Source organism: Embleya sp. NPDC025285 (assembly GCF_055558835.1).
Map to the genome: position 1 here is coordinate 37783 of NZ_JBVHLU010000018.1, position 18106 is coordinate 55888.

Annotated in this window: 13 protein-coding genes and 1 other RNA gene; 11 read left to right on the forward strand and 3 right to left on the reverse strand. The window is 71.6% G+C overall.

What is annotated here, in order from left to right; genetic code table 11:
• Positions 1–48 precede the first annotated feature (48 nt).
• Entirely contained in the window at positions 49–2679 is a 2631-nt protein-coding gene (locus tag ACZ4FV_RS14530) for an FHA domain-containing protein (protein WP_395863403.1), read from the reverse strand.
• Positions 2680–3024: 345 nt separating this feature from the next.
• Between ACZ4FV_RS14530 and ACZ4FV_RS14535 the strand changes: the two genes are divergently transcribed.
• From ACZ4FV_RS14535 to ACZ4FV_RS14550, 4 genes are all read left to right on the forward strand, one after another.
• Complete coding sequence (locus ACZ4FV_RS14535) at positions 3025–4521, forward strand: serine/threonine-protein kinase (protein ID WP_402234102.1); 1497 nt, start codon at positions 3025–3027, stop codon at positions 4519–4521.
• 149 nt (positions 4522–4670) lie between these two features.
• The gene (locus ACZ4FV_RS14540) at positions 4671–6737 is read left to right on the forward strand and encodes a protein kinase domain-containing protein (RefSeq protein ID WP_395863399.1); all 2067 of its coding nucleotides are present in this window, start codon (positions 4671–4673) and stop codon (positions 6735–6737) included.
• A 37-nt stretch (positions 6738–6774) separates the two neighbouring features.
• A complete protein-coding gene (gene prfB, locus ACZ4FV_RS14545; protein ID WP_465322718.1) occupies positions 6775–7887 on the forward strand; it encodes a peptide chain release factor 2 in 1113 nt (370 codons plus the stop codon).
• A 346-nt stretch (positions 7888–8233) separates the two neighbouring features.
• Positions 8234–9217: a hypothetical protein gene (locus tag ACZ4FV_RS14550; RefSeq protein WP_465322719.1), complete on the forward strand. Its 984-nt coding sequence runs from the start codon at positions 8234–8236 to the stop codon at positions 9215–9217.
• A 380-nt stretch (positions 9218–9597) separates the two neighbouring features.
• On the opposite strand, the gene ACZ4FV_RS14555 is transcribed toward ACZ4FV_RS14550, so the two are convergent.
• Positions 9598–9786: a hypothetical protein gene (locus ACZ4FV_RS14555; RefSeq protein WP_402234107.1), complete on the reverse strand. Its 189-nt coding sequence runs from the start codon at positions 9784–9786 to the stop codon at positions 9598–9600.
• A 236-nt stretch (positions 9787–10022) separates the two neighbouring features.
• Here ACZ4FV_RS14555 and ftsE point away from each other — a divergent pair, with 236 nt between their 5' ends.
• From ftsE to ssrA, 5 genes are all read left to right on the forward strand, one after another.
• The gene (gene ftsE, locus ACZ4FV_RS14560; protein ID WP_020553326.1) at positions 10023–10712 is read left to right on the forward strand and encodes a cell division ATP-binding protein FtsE; all 690 of its coding nucleotides are present in this window, start codon (positions 10023–10025) and stop codon (positions 10710–10712) included.
• A 56-nt stretch (positions 10713–10768) separates the two neighbouring features.
• Positions 10769–11674 carry a permease-like cell division protein FtsX gene (gene ftsX, locus ACZ4FV_RS14565; RefSeq protein WP_395863391.1) on the forward strand — a complete coding sequence of 302 codons (906 nt, stop codon included), beginning with the start codon at positions 10769–10771 and terminating at the stop codon, positions 11672–11674.
• A 163-nt stretch (positions 11675–11837) separates the two neighbouring features.
• Positions 11838–13091: a M23 family metallopeptidase gene (locus ACZ4FV_RS14570; protein ID WP_402234109.1), complete on the forward strand. Its 1254-nt coding sequence runs from the start codon at positions 11838–11840 to the stop codon at positions 13089–13091.
• Positions 13092–13185: 94 nt separating this feature from the next.
• On the forward strand, positions 13186–13665 hold the full coding sequence (smpB, locus tag ACZ4FV_RS14575; RefSeq protein ID WP_395863485.1) for an SsrA-binding protein SmpB: 480 nt from the start codon (positions 13186–13188) through the stop codon (positions 13663–13665).
• A gap of 140 nt (positions 13666–13805) precedes the next feature.
• Positions 13806–14175: a transfer-messenger RNA gene (ssrA, locus tag ACZ4FV_RS14580) on the forward strand.
• Positions 14176–14226: 51 nt separating this feature from the next.
• On the opposite strand, the gene ACZ4FV_RS14585 is transcribed toward ssrA, so the two are convergent.
• A complete protein-coding gene (locus tag ACZ4FV_RS14585) occupies positions 14227–14841 on the reverse strand; it encodes a TetR/AcrR family transcriptional regulator (RefSeq protein ID WP_465322720.1) in 615 nt (204 codons plus the stop codon).
• Between the two features lie 125 nt (positions 14842–14966).
• Here ACZ4FV_RS14585 and ACZ4FV_RS14590 point away from each other — a divergent pair, with 125 nt between their 5' ends.
• The gene (locus ACZ4FV_RS14590; RefSeq protein WP_465322721.1) at positions 14967–16025 is read left to right on the forward strand and encodes an ABC transporter permease; all 1059 of its coding nucleotides are present in this window, start codon (positions 14967–14969) and stop codon (positions 16023–16025) included.
• A gap of 439 nt (positions 16026–16464) precedes the next feature.
• The gene (locus tag ACZ4FV_RS14595; protein WP_395863383.1) at positions 16465–17871 is read left to right on the forward strand and encodes an NAD-dependent malic enzyme; all 1407 of its coding nucleotides are present in this window, start codon (positions 16465–16467) and stop codon (positions 17869–17871) included.
• The last annotated feature ends 235 nt before the right edge of the window (positions 17872–18106 follow it).

The window sequence follows — 18106 nt, forward strand, 5'->3', positions numbered from 1 at the left end:
CGCGGCGCGGGGTGCCTGGTGGGGCCCCGCGGCCTGGTCGGGTGGGCGTTACCGGGCTTTGCGGGCCAGGTGCTCCAAGGGGGCCGGGGGCCACAGAGGGGTTTGGAGCGGGGTACCGAGTTGTTCCGCGGCGCGGCGGACGGCACCGGTGAGCAGGGCCAGGTCGGTGGGGCCCTTGCCGCCGCCCACGGGGGTCGGGCGGCGGGCCAGGCGGTTGCCCATCTCCTGCCACTCCTGGCGGACCACGGTGGGGCGCAGGGTGGCCGTGCGCGGCATCCGGCCGGTCACCCGGCCGGCCTGGAACGGGACGACGGCGCCGTCCCGGCCGCGCACGAACCCGCGCCCGGGATAGTCCTCGTCCACGCCCGCCGCGTCCTCGACGTCGATCAGCACGCGCGAGGCCTGCGGATCGTCCACCCGCAGGGCGATCCGCAGTTCGGCGCCCGCCGCGGCCTCGATCTCCGGGGTCCGGGCGGGCTGACCGGTGGTCACCAGCAGGTGCACGCCGTGCGCGCCGCCGCGATGGGCCACGTCGGCGAGGCTCTTGACGAAGCCGGGGTACGCCTCGGCCAGCAGGTCTATGTCGTCCACCGCCACCACGAGCCGGGGCAGCGGCCGGTCCGAGCCGGCCCGGTACGCCTCGAACGGCGTGCCGCGCAACAGCCCCTCACGGCGATCCAGTTCGTCCCGCACGGCCGCGACCGCGTCACCGGCGGCCGGGATCTCCGCGTCGGTGAGGTGTCCCACCACGTGCGGCAGCTCGGACAGCCCCTCCGGGCCGTGCACCAGCGCGATGGCGAGCTCGTCCGGCCGATTGGCCACCGCGAGCGAACACAGCACGGACGCGAGCAGTTCGGAGCGGCCGGAGCCCGCGGCGCCGCCGATGACCACGTGCGGCCCGTCGGTGGACAGGTCCACGGTGACCGGGCCGCGCGCGTCCGAGCCGAGCACCGCGCGCGGCGAGCGGCCCGCCTCGCGCCAGCCCGCGAGCAGTTTGGCGGGGGTGAGCAGATCCAGGTTGAGCAGGTCCAGGAGCCGGACCGACTCCGGCAGCGGTGAGGTGACCCGACGGGTGGCCTCGCGCAACGGGGCCAGGGCACGGGCGAACCGGTCCGCCCACGCGGACGACACCGCGTCCGCGACCACGTCCTCGACGCGCCGGGTGCCCGGCCCGATCAGGTCGATCCGGGTGCCGACCTCGCCGGCGATGTGCGCGACCGCCGAGCACTGCGGCGGCAGTTCCTCGGCCCGCTCGTCCAGACACAACGCGTGCACGCCGGCCGCGGGTCCCTCGACCAGAAGCCGGACGATCTCCGGACGGGCGGCCAACCGGCCCGCGCCGTCCAGGACCACCACGGTGCGCCGGACCGGGACCCGCTCGGCGGTGTCGATCCGGTCCAGCAGTTCGCCCGCGCGGGCCCGCACCTGATCCGCTCCCAGGCCGACCAGGAGCCGGCAGTCCTGACCCTCGCCCGGCCGCAGGTGCGGCAACCAGCGGGCCCAGGACCAGTCGGCGGCGGTGCCCGGGTCGGCGCACAGCACGACCAGTTCCACATCCTGCGGTCCGTGCAGTCCGGCGAGTTGGGCCACCACCGAGCGGGCCAGGCCCAGCAGTCGGGGGCGGTGCCCGGTCAGGCCGAGCACGGTGTCCTTGAGCGAGACGGTGACCGGGACCGAGAACGCGGTCAGTCGGCGCTCCTCGCCGCCCGTGCCGGCGACGGTCGAGGGTTCCACCAGGGTCACCCGCGAGGGCAGGTCGCCGACGCCCAGACGCACACCCAGCGCCTCGGGGTGGCCGGCCGCGCGCTCCCACAACCGGCCCGCCGGGCCGGGCTCGCCGGTGGCCAGCGCGTCCAGGAGCAGGGTCGCCGGATCGGGCGACTGGTCCCGTCGCCAGCGCACCTCGTCGAGCAGCGCCGAGCGGGCGGCCGCCTCGATCGTCTCCCGCTCGGTCCCGGCGGCCCGGCGGCGCAGCGCGAACGGGCGGCGCCGGCCCGCCGTCTCCTCGGGCAGTTCGAAGCGGGCGCGGGCGGGCACCGGCAGTTGTGCGCGGGCGGTGCGACGCACCTCGATGTGCCCGGTGCCGTCGGCCCGGGCGCGGGCTCCGGAGCCGTCCTCGGGCGAGCCGTAGGGCGGCGGCAGGAAGGTCTGGAGGGTGGATTCGCCGACCCGCAGCAGCGAGCCCGGCGGCAGGTCGACCGGTTCGCGGCCGATCGGCATCCCGTCCACGGTGGTGCCGTTGGTCGAGCCGAGGTCGGCGACGCGGATCCGGCCGGGCTCTATCCACAACTCGGCGTGCAGGCGGGACAGATCGGGGTCGCCCAGGCGCACCTCGGCCTCGGGCGCGCGGCCGATCCGTACCCCGCCCTGGTGCAGCAGGTGCACGCCACCCGCGTCCGGCCCGCCGACCACCCGCAACTGCGGGGATCCGGCGGAGGGCGAGGGGGAGCCGAGCGCGTCTACGGTGACCAGCGCGCCGTCCACCAGCGGCGGTCGGCCCACGGGGGTGTCGTCGCGCAGCCGGATGTCGCCCACCCAGAAGCGTTGGCCCTCGGTCCCGGAGGCGGTCCGCAGCGCGCCCGCGATGCCCGCGAACGTCGTCCCGGACGGCGCGGTGACGAGCACGTCGGCGCCCGGTCCGGTCCGCTGCGGTCCGTGCACGGTGAGCCGGATCTGCATGCGCGCCTCCCTCCTCCGAGCAGAAAACAAGAGGCATCCTCGCACCCGCGACCGTCATGTCGCCTACAGCCGGACAGACGATGGATCTTGTCCGAATTTCGACCGAAAAAGACCGAGTCGCCGGCGAATCGCCCGAACACGATGCCGCCGTCGAGTCGCTCCGCGTCATCGAGTATCCGCCGCGTGGGCCCGGCTTGGATCCGGTCCGGGTTCGGCCCGGGTTCGGCCGGGTTCGGACCGACACCGCCTCGGGTTCGGCCGCGACGTGGCGAACCGTACCTGGGGTCGATGCGTCTGTAGCCGAGTACCACCTAGGGTGGACGGCAACCCGGCACCACCGCCCAGGTGGCGGACAGGACAGTGGGGAGCGTCGTGGACCGGCCGGTCGGCAGCAAGTATCTGCTTCAGGAAACCCTGGGGCGCGGAGCCAGTGGCACCGTCTGGCGCGCGAGCGTGCGCGATTCGGGCGAGACGGTCGCGGTCAAGGTGCTGCGCGAGGAGTTGGGCACCGACCCGGACGTGGTCACCCGCTTCCTGCGCGAGCGCTCGCTGCTGCTCAATCTGCGCCACCCCAACCTCGTGCACGTACGCGACCTCGTCGTCGAGGGCGAGACGCTCGCCCTGGTGATGGACCTGATCGACGGCCCGGACCTGCGCACCTACCTGCGTGACAACGGCCCGCTGCCGCCGGCCGCCGCAGCCCTGACGATGGCTCAGATCTGCGACGCGCTGAGTGTGACGCACGCGGACGGGGTGATCCACCGGGACCTGAAACCGGCCAACATCATGCTCGCCCGCAACGGCGACTCGCTCTACCCGATGCTGACCGACTTCGGCATCGCCCGGCTCGCCGACTCGCCCGCGCTCACCCGCACCCACGAACTCGTCGGCACCCCCAGCTACGTCGCGCCCGAGACCGCCGAGGGCCGACCGCTCACCCCGGCCGTGGACGTCTACGCCGCGGGTGTCGTGCTCTACGAACTCGTGGCCGGGCACCCGCCCTTCCGGGACACCAACCCGATCGCGCTGCTGCACCACCACCTGACCGAGGCGCCGACCCGCCCGGTCGGCATGCCCGACGCGTACTGGCTGATCACCGAGCGCTGCCTGGCCAAGCAGCCCGAGATTCGGCCGGACGCGGCGGGTCTGGGCCGCGCGCTGCGGCTGGCCGCCGACATCGTCGCCGGCGTACGGCCCGACGACGGCTCGCTCGCCCAGGTGCTGGCCGCGAGCGCGTTCGGCGCCCGCCCCGGCGCCGGCGACCCCACCCGGGTCATCCCGCAGGCGCAGAGCGGCTATCCCGCGCCGCCGCCCACACCGCCGAGCACACCGCCGCCGAGCCCGCCCAACGCGACCCGGGTGATGAGCACGCAGCCGCCCGGCTACCCGCAACCACCGCGGCAGTACCCGCCGCAGCCGGCGTACGCCGAGCCGGTGCGACAGGCCGCCGCGCCGCCCGCCCCGCCGCTCGCCGATCCCGGGCCGCCGCCGCCACCCCCGCCACCGCGCTATCGGCGCGAGGAGGCACCCGAACGCGAGCCGCGCCGCCGGGAACGGCCGGCGCGCGAGCCGAGGGAGCGCGAGCCGGAACCGCGCGAGCGCGAGCCGCGCAGGCGACGCGGGTTCCGGCTGACCAGCATCCCGGGAGTGGGCTGCACCATCGGCTGCCTGCTCCGGCTGGTGATCATGGCCGCGATCCTGTTCGCCATCTACTGGTTCAGCCCGCTGCGCGACTGGGTGAACTCCGCTATCGACTGGTTCGATACCGTTCGAGGCTGGTACGACAACGTCAAGGACTTCGTCTCCGGCAACGACGGCGGCGGCGGTGACACCAAGAACTGACGCATAATCATCCCCCGGTCGCCCGTGTCGAGGACGACCTCGTACACGCCGTCCTGCCCGACGGTCCCCGGATCCGGGGGTCGGCCGCGTAGGGTGCGGTCGGGGAAGTCCGCTGTGAGCACCACGCTCGCTGGGTCCACGGAGCTGCTTTGGCACGCAAGATCGGTAGCCGATACGTCGCCCTGAAGGTGCTCGGGCGCGGCGCCAGCGGGACCGTCTGGCAGGGCGAGGGACCCGAGGGACCCGTCGCGATCAAGCTGCTGCGCGAAGACCTCGCGTCCGACCAGGTGTTGGTCGCGCGCTTCGTGCAGGAGCGCACCGCGCTGACCAGCCTGGACCACCCCAACATCGTGGGGGTGCACGACCTGGTCGTGGACGGTACCGACCTCGCGCTGGTGATGGACCTGGTCATCGGTCCCGACCTGCGGGCCCGGCTGGAGCGCGAACGTGTGCTCACCCCCCGACTGGCGGCCGCGATCGTGGCCGACGTCGCGGACGGGTTGTCCGCCGCGCACGCCGAGGGTGTGATCCACCGCGACGTCAAACCCGAGAACATCCTGATCGACAACTCCGCCGGGGTCTCCCGGGCCCGCCTCACCGACTTCGGCATCGCCCGCCTGGTCGACGCGCCGCGCCGCACCCGGGCCACCCGGATCATCGGCACGCCCGACTACCTGGCGCCCGAGATCATCGAGGGCCTGCAACCCACCGCCGCCGTGGACGTGTACGCGTTGGCCACCGTCCTGTACGAACTGCTCACCGGGTGGACGCCGTTCGGCGGCGGGCACCCCGGCGCGGTGCTGCGTCGACACGTCACCGAACCGGTGCCGGGCATCCCCGGCCTGCCGGATCCGCTGGCCGCGGTGCTGGCGTCCTGCCTGTCCAAGGCGCCCGCCGCCCGGTTGACCGCCCGCGAGTTCGGCGAACGGCTGCGCTCCGCGCTGCCGTCGCTGATCGGCCTGCCCGCGTTCGACGTGCCCGACCCCAACGGGAACGTCGGCCGCCAGGACACCCCCGTACCGCGCCCGGCAGGCGTGGTCCCGCTGGTCTCGGGGACCTCGGAGGCCGCCGACGGCAGCCGGGACACGCACACCAACCTGACCCGCCCGGTGTTCGACGACGCGGCCCCGGTGCAGTCGCACCGCCGGAGCAAACCGGCCCGCCGCGCAGGCGCCGCGCGCCGCCGACTGATCCTGGTGATCTGCGGTGTGCTCGCCATCGCGGCGGTCTGCGCGGTCGCGGTGTGGTTCACCCGGGACAAGGGCACCTCGACCCGACCCGCCGGGCAGACCTCCGGCGTCACGCAGCAGAGCACCCCGGGTCCCGCGGGCGGCTCGGGTGGCCCCGCCCCGCAGCGCGCCGGCGCCGGCTACGCGTGGCCCGCGTTCGTGCCGCTGCCCGCCGCGCCCGTGCTGCTCCAGGGCGGCCCGGCGGCGGCCCGGGCGGACGCCGAACACGCCTGGGTGGTGCAGCGCGACGGCGAGGGCGGGCTCTGGTACATCGGCGGCGAAGGCCCGCGCTGGGGGGAATGGCGCCGGCTGCCCACCTTCCGCACCACCGACGATCCCGCCGCGGTCAGCGCCGCACCCGGACGCCTGGACGTGTTCGCGGTCGGCGCGACCGACAAGTTGCTCTACCGCTCGACCCTGGCCGACGGCCGGTTCGGCGAGTGGACCAGGACGGACGCCAAGACCAAGCTCGGCGGAGCGCCCGCCGCGGTCGCCACCGGCGATCGCATCGACATCGTCGCGCGCACGAGCACCGACGGCCTGGCCGCCGGATCGCTCACCGGGACCTCCTGGAGCGGCTTCACCACGGTGCCCAGCGCGGGCCGGATCGAGGCCGCGCCCGCGCTCACCGCCGGCGCCCCCGGCACGCTGGCCGCGTTCGTGGTGCGCGCCGGCGACCACGCGGTGCTGCACATCCCCTTCCTCGACGGCACCTGGCGCGAGCCCGAGCGGGTCGGCCTGGCCGCGTCCGCCCGCCCGGCCGCCGCCTACACCCAGGGCCGGGGCCTGCTCGTGCTCGCCCGCGACGGCAACGGCCGACTGCTCGGCGCGGTGCCCGGCGAGGGCGGCTGGCGGCCGGTCGACCCGAACACCGCCACCGCCGACGCCCCGGCCGCGACGGCCGCCGGAACCGACCGGGTGGACGTGTACATCCGCGCCGACAACGGCCGGGTCCAGGCCGCCGGGTCGAGTCCGGACCCGGGCTGAGTCCGAGACCGGGCCGCGATCCACTTAGGATGGTGGCGTGGCTGCCGTTGATCCTTCCGAAGAGCTCAAGTCCGTCGAGTCGACCATGACGTCGATCGAGGCCGTCCTCGACCTCGACAAGATGCGGGCCGATGTGGCCGCGCTCAACGAAAAGGCGGCGGCGCCGGATCTTTGGGACGACCCCGAAGCCGCCCAGAAGGTGACCAGCCGGCTCTCCTTCCTGCAGGGTGAGCTGCGCCGCGTCGAGGACCTGCGCCGGCGTCTGGACGACGTCAACGTCCTGTTCGAGCTCGCCGAGGCCGAGGACGACGCGGACACCCGCACCGAGGCCGAGAACGAGCTCGCGGCGGTGCACAAGGCGGTCGGCGAACTGGAAGTGCGCACGCTGCTCTCCGGCGAGTACGACTCGCGCGAGGCGCTGGTGACCATCCGATCCGAGGCCGGTGGCGTGGACGCCGCCGACTTCGCCGAGATGCTCCTGCGGATGTACACCCGCTGGGCCGAGCGGCACGGTTACCCGACCGAGGTCTACGACACCTCCTACGCCGAGGAGGCCGGCATCAAGTCGGCCACCTTCGCGGTCAAGGTGCCGTACGCCTACGGCACGCTGTCCGTCGAGCAGGGCACGCACCGCCTGGTGCGGATCTCGCCGTTCGACAACCAGGGCCGCCGACAGACCTCGTTCGCGGGCGTCGAGGTGCTGCCGGTCGTCGAGCAGAGCGACCGCGTCGACATCGACGAGTCCGAGCTGCGGGTGGACGTCTACCGCTCGTCCGGTCCCGGTGGCCAGGGCGTCAACACCACCGACTCGGCGGTGCGCATCACGCACATCCCGACCGGCATCGTGGTGTCCTGCCAGAACGAGCGCTCCCAGATCCAGAACCGCGCCTCCGCGATGGCGGTGCTCTCGGCCAAGCTGCTCGAGCGCCAGCGCCAGGAGGAGCAGGCCCGGATGAACGCGCTCAAGGGCGAGGGCTCGTCCTGGGGCAACCAGATGCGTTCGTACGTCCTGCACCCGTACCAGATGGTCAAGGACCTGCGCACCGAATTCGAGGTGGGCAACCCGCAGTCGGTGCTCGACGGCGAAATCGACGGCTTCATCGAGGCCGGAATCCGCTGGCGCAAGCAACAGCAGTCCGCCGCCGCGTAGTCGCCGCGAACGGCGGGGTCCGCCGAGCGAAAAGCCGGTTCATACCCGATTCACGAGCACGAAGACCCCCACGTATTCGCGGGGGTCTTCGTGTTGTGACGCGTTGCGCTTTCGTGCCGATTTTCGCGGCGAATCGGAATTAACCCCGCAACCCTCTCCGAACGCCCTTGACGCGGCATCCGCCCGGTTACCAGTCTGAACGGCGGCATTGCCGCGACGCATCCGATCGGAGTCCGAGTGCCATCCACGGATGGCACGGGCGCGCGTCGAAGTGATGCCCAACGGCGTTTGGGACCCCACCCGCGCCGGCGCGGATACGGGGATCCCACCAACTGGGGGTTAATTGATGACAACCAAAATGCGCGTCCGGACGGCTCGGATAGCCGCCGCCGCGCTGTTCGCGGCGGGCGCGTCCTTCGCGGTCGCGGGCGTCGCGAGCGCGGCGGACCCGGGTCCGGACGACGGGTGCGAGCAGACGCACACGTGCCCGCCCGGCGAGACCTCCGGCAGCACGACCGGTACGACCACGGGCACCACCACGGGTACGACCACCGGTGGCACCGTCGTCGGCGCAACCACCGGCGGCACGATCGTGGGCGCCACGACCGGCAACACGTCGGGCTCGACCACCGGTACGACCACGTCGGGTTCGACCACGGGTACGACCACGTCGGGTTCGACCACGGGTGAGACCACGTCGGGCTCGACCACCGGTACGACCACGTCGGGTTCGACCACGGGTACGACCACGTCGGGCTCGACCACGGGTGAGACCACGTCGGGCTCGACCACGGGCACCACCACCTCGGGTTCGACCACGGGCACGACCACGTCCGGTTCGACCACCGGTACGACGACGTCGGGTTCGACCACCGGCACTACCAGCTCGGGCAGCTCGAGCGGTACGTCCTCCGGCTCGCAGGGCACTTCGGCCGGATCCACGGGGACCTCGTCCTCGGGCTCCACGAAGGGCAACTCGGGCGGTTCCGGGACCACCACGAAGGGCAACTCGGGCGGCAGCACCGGTGGCGGCAACACGTGTGACGCCACGCACGCCACCGGCGGGCTCGACCTGAACTGCGGCGGCGACGGGAACACCCGGACGAGCAGCGGCAACGGCGACCAGCAGAACGCCCCCGTTCGCGACTTCGGCGGCGGCGACACCGCTCCGGCGGCGCAGCAGCCCGCGAACAAGGAACTGGCCTCGACCGGCTCCGGCGCCAACATGGCGTTCCTGGTCGTCGGCGGCGCCGCGATGGCGGCCGGTGGCTTCACCTTCACCGTGCTGCCGGCGCGGCTCAAGCGCCGTCAGCAGGCCTCCGCGGCCTGAGTCGAAGACTTGTGCCCCGGCGCGGCGGTGCCGGGGCACTGAATCCGCCGTCCAGCCGTTCCGGGCCGGGCGCACCGCGTCATCGCGAGTGCGTCTGTGAAACGGTCGGCTCGGAATCACGGACGGTGGGCGGCACCGCGGTACGACGCCGGGCCCTGTGCCCGGCCTCGACAACGGGGCGCCCGCTCGGTTCGGTCCGCGTCGGACAGCTGCCGACAATGCCCGATCCGGGTTCCGGAAGCCGCGGAACGCCGCTGTACGACGCGAAGGCCCTGGGGGCACCCAGGGCCTTCGTGTCGTTTCGCAGTTGTTCGGGGATGGTGGGGGTCCTGCTCGGGCGAGCGGGGCCGCATCCGGCCCGGCGACTCGTGCTCCGCGGCTCAGCCGCCCACGCGGGCCAGCAGCAGCGCGCACACCAGGACCAGCAGTGCGAGTGCCGCGAGCATCGCGGGTTGGAGATTGAGTCCACCGGAACGCTGGAGCCGTTCACGACTGGCCCGGCACGTCGGGCAGCGACCCTCCGCGACCAGGCCGGCACAGTTCGCGCACACCAGGCGGTCCAAGGTCATCTCGACGCCTCCGCCTCGATTGCTCCGCTATCACGCATCGACACGCATAACGCTCACGACGCGGTGGGAAGTTCCCGTCCCCTTCCACTGTGCCGCTTACACTCACGGAATGGCCATGCCCGACGACCACTCCGTTCGAGCCTGGGCGCCCGGCTCGCGACGGCGTGGTCCCTTGGCCACACCTGTGCCCCCGGCCGGATGCCCTGCCCCCTACACTGGCGCACCGTGATGCAACCGTGATCCGATTCGACAACGTCAGCAAGACCTACCCGAAGCAGCCGCGCCCCGCGTTGCACGACGTCTCCCTCGAAGTGGAGAAGGGTGAGTTCGTCTTCCTCGTCGGGTCCTCGGGCTCGGGTAAGTCCACCTTTCTGCGGCTGGTCCTCAAAGAGGAGCGGCCGTCCCTAGGCAACATCTTCGTGGCGGGCAAGGACCTCGGCCGGTTGTCCAACTGGAAGGTGCCGGCGCTTCGCCGCCAGGTGGGCACCGTCTTCCAGGACTTCCGCCTGCTGCCCAACAAGACGGTTTATCAGAACGTCGCGTTCGCGCTCGAGGTGATCGGCAAGCCCCGAGGCACGATCCGCAAGGTGGTACCGGAGGTGCTGGACCTGGTGGGGCTGGGCGGCAAGGAAGACCGCATGCCCGGCGAACTGTCCGGTGGTGAGCAGCAGCGTGTGGCGATCGCCCGTGCCTTCGTGAACCGGCCGATGATCCTCATCGCCGACGAGCCGACCGGCAACCTCGACCCGCAGAACAGCGTCGGCATCATGAAGCTGCTCGACCGGATCAACCGGACCGGCACCACGATCCTGATGGCCACACACGACCAGGCGATCGTGGACCAGATGCGCAAGCGCGTGATCGAGCTGGAGCAGGGCCGCCTGGTCCGCGACCAGTCTCGCGGCGTGTACGGCTACCAGCACTGATCCACCGGACCACCACGGCGCGGCAGTCCGGCCGCGCCCCTAGCGACTAGGACATCATGCGCGCCCAGTTCGTCCTCTCGGAGATCGGAGTCGGTCTCCGCCGGAACCTGACCATGACGATCGCGGTGATCGTCAGTGTCGCGCTGTCCCTCACGCTGGCCGGAGCGGGTGCGCTGCTGCGGGTTCAGGTGAACGAGATGAAGGACTACTGGTACGACCGGGTCGAGGTCTCGATCTTCCTGTGCGGCAAGAGCGACCACGACGCCGGATGTGCGGGCGGCGAGGTCTCCAACGAGCAACGCGATGCGATCAAGGCCGAGCTCAGCCGAATGCCGCTCGTGGAGAAGACCTACCAGGAGTCCAAGCAGGAGGCGTTCCAGCACTTCAAGGAGCAGAACAAGGAATCCCCGCTCTCCGGCAGCGTCACCGCCGACCAGTTGCCGGAATCCTTCCGGGTCAAGCTCAAGGACCCGACCAAGTACAACGTCGTGGCGAGCGCGTTCGCCGGCAGACCGGGCGTGCAGTCCGTCCAGGACCAGCGCAAGATCCTGGAGCCGTTCTTCAAGCTGCTGAAGAACGCGCAGTACGCGGCCTACGGCGTGATGGGATTCATGCTCCTGGTGGCGATCCTGCTGATCGTCAACACGGCGCGGGTGTCCGCGTTCAGCCGGCGGCGGGAGACCGGCATCATGCGGCTCGTCGGCGCGTCGAATCTGTACATCCAATTGCCGTTCATCATGGAATCCGCCATCGCCGGCCTGCTGGGCGGTGTGCTGGCCTCCGGCCTGTTGAGCACCGGGTTCTTCTTCGGCGTCGAGAAGGGCCTGGGTCAGCAGTTCAACGCATTCGAGTTGATCGGCTGGGGACCGGTGCTGGCGACCCTGCCGCTCTTGATCCTCTTCGGGGTGCTGATGTCGGCGATCGCGTCGTTCTTCACGCTCCTGAAGTACCTCAAGGTCTGACCCGGGATCCGTTCGCGGAACTCGACCCGACGGCCCCGACGGCCCTGTTCCGCCACCGCGGAACGGGGCTGTCGAACGTTTGTACGCAGCCGGATGGGTTCGTATTACTTCCATACCGGTGTGGGTCGTGGCAATTTCTGGCAATTACGCGTTTCTTGTGATCATGCGCAGAATTCGGACCAGGCGACTCGGCTTCTCCGCGCTCGTGGTGATCACGGCCGCGGTCGGTTTTGTGCCCGCGTACGCCGACGGCGACGGCGGTGACGCGCGGGCCCGTCGGCAGCGCGCCGACGCCGCGGCCCGGGGCATGCGGGCCGACCTGGACGCGTCACTGGCCCGCCTGGCGACCGCGGAGACCGCGTACGCCGAGGCCGAGGCGGCCGGGCCGGGCGCCCGAGCCGCCCTCGAGGCGGCCCGGGCGCGCGTGGCCGAGGCGCGAACCCGGACGGTCGACCTGAGCCACGGCGTGGAGCTGGCGGAGGCCGCGGTGCGCACGGCGGAGGCAGAGCTGCACGACGTGGCGGCCTCGACCCAGGCGGTGCGCGACGACGTGACCCGGTTGGTGGGCCGGGCGTACCGCAACGGCGCGATGGCGCAGTTGTCGATGATCCTGCGCGCGCAGACCCCGGCGGAGCTGCTCAGCAGCCTCCAGAGCTATCGGCAGATGCTTCAGGCGGACCACGAGACGATCGCCCGGCTGGAGCGCACCCGGGACGCGATCGACGCCCGCCGGGCCGAGCTGGAGCGGCGTCGCGCGGAGGCCCGGGTGCGGCACACCGAGGCCACTCGGCAACTCGCCGAGGTGGTCGCCCTGGAGAAGACCGCGACCGACGCGGAGGCGAAGGTGGCCGCGCTGGCGAAGCAGCGCGAGGCCGCGCTGGCGACCGCGCGCGAGGAGAAGGCGGCCGACCAGCAGCGCTACGAGGCGACCCGGTCCGAGCAGAAGCGGTTGACGGAGCTGGCGAACCGGAGCAACGCGCCGGCGGGCGCGGCGGGCAGAGCGTCCTCGTCCGCGAAGCAGGGCGGTGCGCTCTCCTATCCGGTGCGCGGGCCGGTCAGCTCGGGCTTCGGGATGCGCTACCACCCGATCCTGGAGTACACGAAGCTGCACACCGGCACCGACTTCGCGGTCCCGCAGGACACCTCGGTGACCGCCGCCCGCGCGGGCACGGTGGTGCAGACCGGCTACAACGCGGCGTACGGCTACCGCGTGGTGCTCTCGCACGGGCGGGTCGGCGGGGTCGCGCTGACCACGACGTACAACCACCTGTCCCGGATCACCGTGCGCGAGGGGCAGCGGGTGGCCCGCGGCGACCAGGTCGGCCGGTCCGGCAACACCGGCTGGTCCACCGGCGCGCACCTGCATTTCGAGGTGCTCGTGGATGGCGAGTTCGTCGACCCCGCGCTGTGGTTGTGACAGCGGACCCGGGGGCCGCGACGGAATCGGATCGGAAAGGCCGGCCACCCGGGCGGGTAATGAGCTTGCGGCCATGCGCGAGAATGCAGGGATCATGGCGAAAGAGACCGGGCGCAAGCTCATCGCGCAGAACAAGAAGGCGCGGCACGACTACCTCATCGAGGACACCCTCGAAGTCGGCCTCGTCCTGACCGGCACCGAGGTCAAGTCGTTGCGAGCCGGCAAGGCGTCCCTGGTGGACGGCTACGCGAGCATCGACGGCGGCGAGGTGTGGCTGCACAACGTGCACATCTCGGAGTACTCGCAGGGCACGTGGACGAACCACGCGGCGCGGCGCAAGCGCAAGCTGCTGCTGCACCGCCACGAGATCGAGAAACTGGTCCAGGCGACCCAGGAAACCGGTCACACCCTCGTGCCGCTGAGCCTGTACTTCAAGGACGGTCGGGCCAAACTCGAACTGGCGCTGGCCAAGGGCAAGAAGAACTACGACAAACGACAGACCCTGCGCGAACAGCAGGACCGGCGCGAGACGGAGCGCGTGATGTCGAAGTACGTGCGCGGCCGTCGAGGATGACCCGCCGGGAATGAAGTGGACCGGTCCGACGTTGGACCGTACGATGTGGCTGGTTCGGGCCGAGCAAGTGTGGCGGTTCGGGCCGTCGAGCAGGGCACCAGGGTTCCTCGGAGCCTCGGTGGTTGCTTGAAAACTCAATAGGGGGTGATCGGTTTCGACTGCGGCTGTCGAAGCAGAGGAAGCGAGCCGAGGAAGCGACAATGATCTCGTTAACCACCTGTCGCAAACAAATAATCGCCGATACCAAGCGCGATTCCTTCGCCCTCGCTGCCTAAGCGAGTATCCGAAGGTGTCAGACCGGGTGCGTCCCCGCCCCGGACCCTGGCATAATCTAGGGGACTCCACCGCAAGACCCGGTTACGGGGTCGTGCGGGACAAAAAACAGTAACTGGGCCCGTCGGTGTCTTGTCCACGTGAACACCGGGGCCGAGAAAATCGTTGTGGACTGCGCTCGGAGAAGCTCTGGTTCCGCACCGTAGGACGCGGGTTCAATTCCCGCCACCTCCACCCCTGTTGACGAGAAGGCCCGGTGTGCTCGCACACCGGGCCTTCTCGCGTGTGTCACATGTCGTCGCGCGCGCCGAGCAGCGCGCGGATGCCCGCCTTGAAGTCGGCCTCCGAGGTGTGGCCCAACACCGTGCGCTGGATCGTGAAGCCCTGGAGCAGTGCCATCACGGCCAGTGCGACGACCTTGGGATCCACGGTCGGGGGCAGTGCGCCGGCGTCGAGGTAGAGCGCGCAGACCGCGACGAGGCGATCGAGTACGGCGTCGTACTCGGTCCGCACGTGCGTCCTCAGTCGCGGGTCGCGGATGGCCTCGCCCCAGACCTGGATCGCCACTCGGCCGATGCCCTCCTGGCCGTCGAGTTCGACGACGGCGTCGACGAGCCGATCCAGAGTCGCCGCGAGCGGGGGCGGTCCGACGTCCCCTTGCGCCAGCGTGGGCGGGTCCGGTAGCGCCGCGGCCACCGCCTGTAGTGCGTCGGTGCAGCAGGCGGCGATCAGTTCGTCCTTGCCCTTGAAGTAGCGATAGACCGCGCCCGCGGACAGCCCGGCCTCGGCGAAGACGTCGGGCATCGACGTGCGGTGGAAACCGTTGCGCGCGAAGCAGCGCCGCGCGGCCTCCAGGATCTGGCGGTAGCGGGCGTCGAGGTGTTCCTGGCTGACCTTGGGCATGGCTCGATAATAAAACGAACATTCGTCTTGACAGTACGCGGGCGCGCGCCCAGGATCGGATTCATCGATCGATGAATTGCCCGGATCCCGAACGGGGATCGTGCGCGAGGGAGCGTGGAGTCGCCATGCCGTACAACGCCTCGGAGGAGCGGACTCCGGGAACGGCCGAAGAGATGGCGCCCGCGGGGTCGGGGTCGGGCCCCGAGACGGCGCCGCGGAGCGCGCGACCGACGTCGCCGGTGCGGATCGCGGCCGCGGTCGCGGTGGGGCTCGTGGTTCTGCAACTGCTGATGGTGACGCTCTTCGCGTGGCCGGGCGCCCGCAGCGAGCCGCGGGACCTGCCGATCGCCGTGGCGGGTGCGCCGGCCGAGGCGAGCGCGCTGGCCGATCGCCTCGAACGCGCGCATCCGGGCGCGTTCACGGTGCACGCCGTGGCCGACGAGGCGGCGGCGCGGGCCCGGATCGAGGATCGCCGGGACTACGGCGCGATCGTGCTCGGCCCGGCCGGACCGCGCCTGCTGACCGCCTCCGCCGCGAGCGCTACGGTGGCGCAGTCGCTGCCGCGATACGTGGCCGCGGTGCACGAGGGCCAGCCGGTACCCGTGGTCGACGTCGTACCGGCTCCCGCGGACGATCCGCGCGGCGCGGGCCTGGGCGGCGCGGTGCTGCCACTCGTGATGACCGGGATGTTCAGCGGGATCTTCCTGACCCTGTTCGTGCCCCGACTGCGGCTGCGACTCGCGGGAGCGGCGCTGTTCGCCGCGCTGGGCGGGCTCGCGGCCACGGGATTGCTCCAGGGGTGGGTCGGTGCGCTGTCGGGCCCCTACGCGGTCGACGCCGGTGCCGTGGCGCTGCTGCTGCTCGCGGTCAACCTGCCGATCATCGGCCTGGCCGCGGTGCTGGGCAGGCCGGGCATCGTGCTCGGCGCGGTCACCATGTTCCTGATCGGCAATCCGCTGTCGGGCGCGACGAGCGCACCGGAACTGCTCCCCCAGCCGTGGGGCAAGCTCGGCCGACTGCTGCCGCCCGGCGCGGGCGGCAACCTGCTGCGCTCGACCGCCTTCTTCGACGGCAACGGCGCCGGCGGGCACCTCGTGGTGCTCGGCGCGTGGATCGCCCTGGGCGCCGTGCTCTCGGCCGCGAGCGGCCTCGGCCTCGGCCTCGGGCGAACGCGCGCGGCATGAGCGTCACCGCGGCCGACTCGCCGACGAGCGCCGGACCGCGGCCGGTGAGCGGCGCGAGGCGCGTCGGGCGTCGTGGGGGTGTCGGCGGGACGAGGCCGCGCATACGAAACCGGCGGCCCCTGGGGGACCGCCGGTGTGATGTCGAGGACACCGACCCGCCAATGCTCGCCTCTCGGCAAGTGGTCCCTCGTAGGGACTAATGGTTGGGCCCGGGGGCTTGGATCGAGCCGGTGTCGTAAAACAGCGTAACCGACCGGCCGCCCGGCGCCGGAATGAACGGCGAAGGACGAGGATCACAGTTTGCGGCGGCGCCCGGCCCGGGTAAGGCGGGCGCCCGGGACGGCCCGCGGACCCGCTCGTGTCCACGAAGTGAGACCATCGGGAGCGATGCGGCGCCGTGGCAGACGGGGTGCCGCAGCGATCGGAGGAGAAAGAGTTCATGCCCGCAGCGCCCAGCGCCTCGTACTCGATCACGGCTCGACTGGAGGTCCCCGCGGGGGGCCGATCGGTCAGTCGACTCACCAACACGGTCGAATCCGCCGGGGGGTCGATCACCGCGCTCGACGTCACCGCGTCCGGCCACGAGCGCCTGCGGATCGACGTCACGATCGCCGCGACCTCGACGGAGCACGCCGACCGGCTCGTGGAGGCGGTCCGGGAGATCGAGGGCGTCAGCCTCGGCAAGGTCTCGGACCGAACCTTCCTGATGCACCTCGGCGGCAAGATCGAGATGCAGTCCAAGCATCCGATCCGCAACCGTGACGACCTCTCGATGATCTACACCCCGGGCGTGGCGCGGGTGTGCATGGCGATCGCGGAGAATCCGGACGACGCGCGCCGGCTGACCATCAAGCGCAACACCGTCGCCGTGGTCACCGACGGCTCCGCGGTGCTCGGCCTGGGCAACATCGGCCCCAAGGCCGCGCTGCCGGTGATGGAGGGCAAGGCGGCCCTGTTCAAGCGCTTCGCCGGGATCGACGCGTGGCCGATCTGCCTGGACACCCAGGACCCGGACGAGATCGTGCGGGCCGTCCAGGTGATGGCCCCGGGCTTCGCCGGGATCAACCTGGAGGACATCTCCGCGCCGCGCTGCTTCGAGATCGAGCGCCGGCTGCGCGAGACGCTGGACATTCCGGTCTTCCACGACGACCAGCACGGCACCGCGATCGTGGTGCTCGCCGCGCTCACCAACGCGCTGCGGGTGGTCGGCAAGAAGATCGAGGATGTGCGCATTGTCATGTCCGGCGCGGGCGCGGCGGGCACGGCGATCCTCAAGCTGCTCCTGTCCGCGGGCGCCGGCCACGTGGTGGTCGCGGACGTCCAAGGCGTCGTGCACACCGGTCGCACCGACATGGGCGAGGACCTGCGCTGGATCGCGGAGCACACCAACGAGCAGGGCCTCACCGGCACGCTCAAGGAGGCCGTGGTCGGCGCGGACGTCTTCGTCGGGGTGTCGGCGCCGAACGTACTCGCAGGCACCGACATCGCCGCGATGGCGCCGGACTCGATCGTGTTCGCGCTGGCCAACCCGGATCCCGAGGTGGATCCGGCGACGGCCCTGGAGCACGCCGCGGTGGTCGCCACCGGCCGCAGCGACTTCCCCAACCAGATCAACAACGTGCTGGTCTTTCCGGGTGTCTTCCGCGGTCTGGTGGACGCGCAGAGCCGGCACATCACCAACGACATGCTGCTCGCCGCCGCGCGGGCGCTGGCGTCGGTGGTCTCCGACGACGAAGTCAACCCGAACTACATCATTCCGAGTGTTTTCCACCCGGAGGTGTCCGCCGTGGTGGCCGCGGCGGTGCGGGACGCGGTGTTGGCGGAGCGTCAGAACCCTGCGGGATGATCGTCGTACTGTCCGTACGTATCCCGGTTGCAGGGGCCCCCTAACGGCCCCGTAATCTGCCGGAACCGCGAAATCACGGGGCTTTCCCAGTGATTTGGCGTGTCCTTGATTAGCTTCCGGGCATGGATGAGTGCAGGATTCGTCCCCGGGGCAAGAACAGCGAGTTGGACTGAACCACGTTTGCGACCACGTTCCGTGGTCGTCGGCGGAGGTCAGCAAGACACGGGAGTGACAC

Excerpts from the sequence above, each read along its gene's own strand:
- ACZ4FV_RS14550 (WP_465322719.1), top strand. The coding sequence starts at position 8,234 with ATGACAACCAAAATGCGCGTCCGGACGGCTCGGATAGCCGCCGCCGCG.
- ftsX (WP_395863391.1), top strand. The coding sequence starts at position 10,769 with ATGCGCGCCCAGTTCGTCCTCTCGGAGATCGGAGTCGGTCTCCGCCGG.
- ACZ4FV_RS14590 (WP_465322721.1), top strand. The coding sequence starts at position 14,967 with ATGCCGTACAACGCCTCGGAGGAGCGGACTCCGGGAACGGCCGAAGAG.
- ACZ4FV_RS14570 (WP_402234109.1), top strand. The coding sequence starts at position 11,838 with ATGCGCAGAATTCGGACCAGGCGACTCGGCTTCTCCGCGCTCGTGGTG.
- ACZ4FV_RS14555 (WP_402234107.1), bottom strand. The coding sequence starts at position 9,786 with ATGACCTTGGACCGCCTGGTGTGCGCGAACTGTGCCGGCCTGGTCGCG.
- ACZ4FV_RS14595 (WP_395863383.1), top strand. The coding sequence starts at position 16,465 with ATGCCCGCAGCGCCCAGCGCCTCGTACTCGATCACGGCTCGACTGGAG.
- ACZ4FV_RS14530 (WP_395863403.1), bottom strand. The coding sequence starts at position 2,679 with ATGCAGATCCGGCTCACCGTGCACGGACCGCAGCGGACCGGACCGGGC.
- ACZ4FV_RS14585 (WP_465322720.1), bottom strand. The coding sequence starts at position 14,841 with ATGCCCAAGGTCAGCCAGGAACACCTCGACGCCCGCTACCGCCAGATC.
- smpB (WP_395863485.1), top strand. The coding sequence starts at position 13,186 with ATGGCGAAAGAGACCGGGCGCAAGCTCATCGCGCAGAACAAGAAGGCG.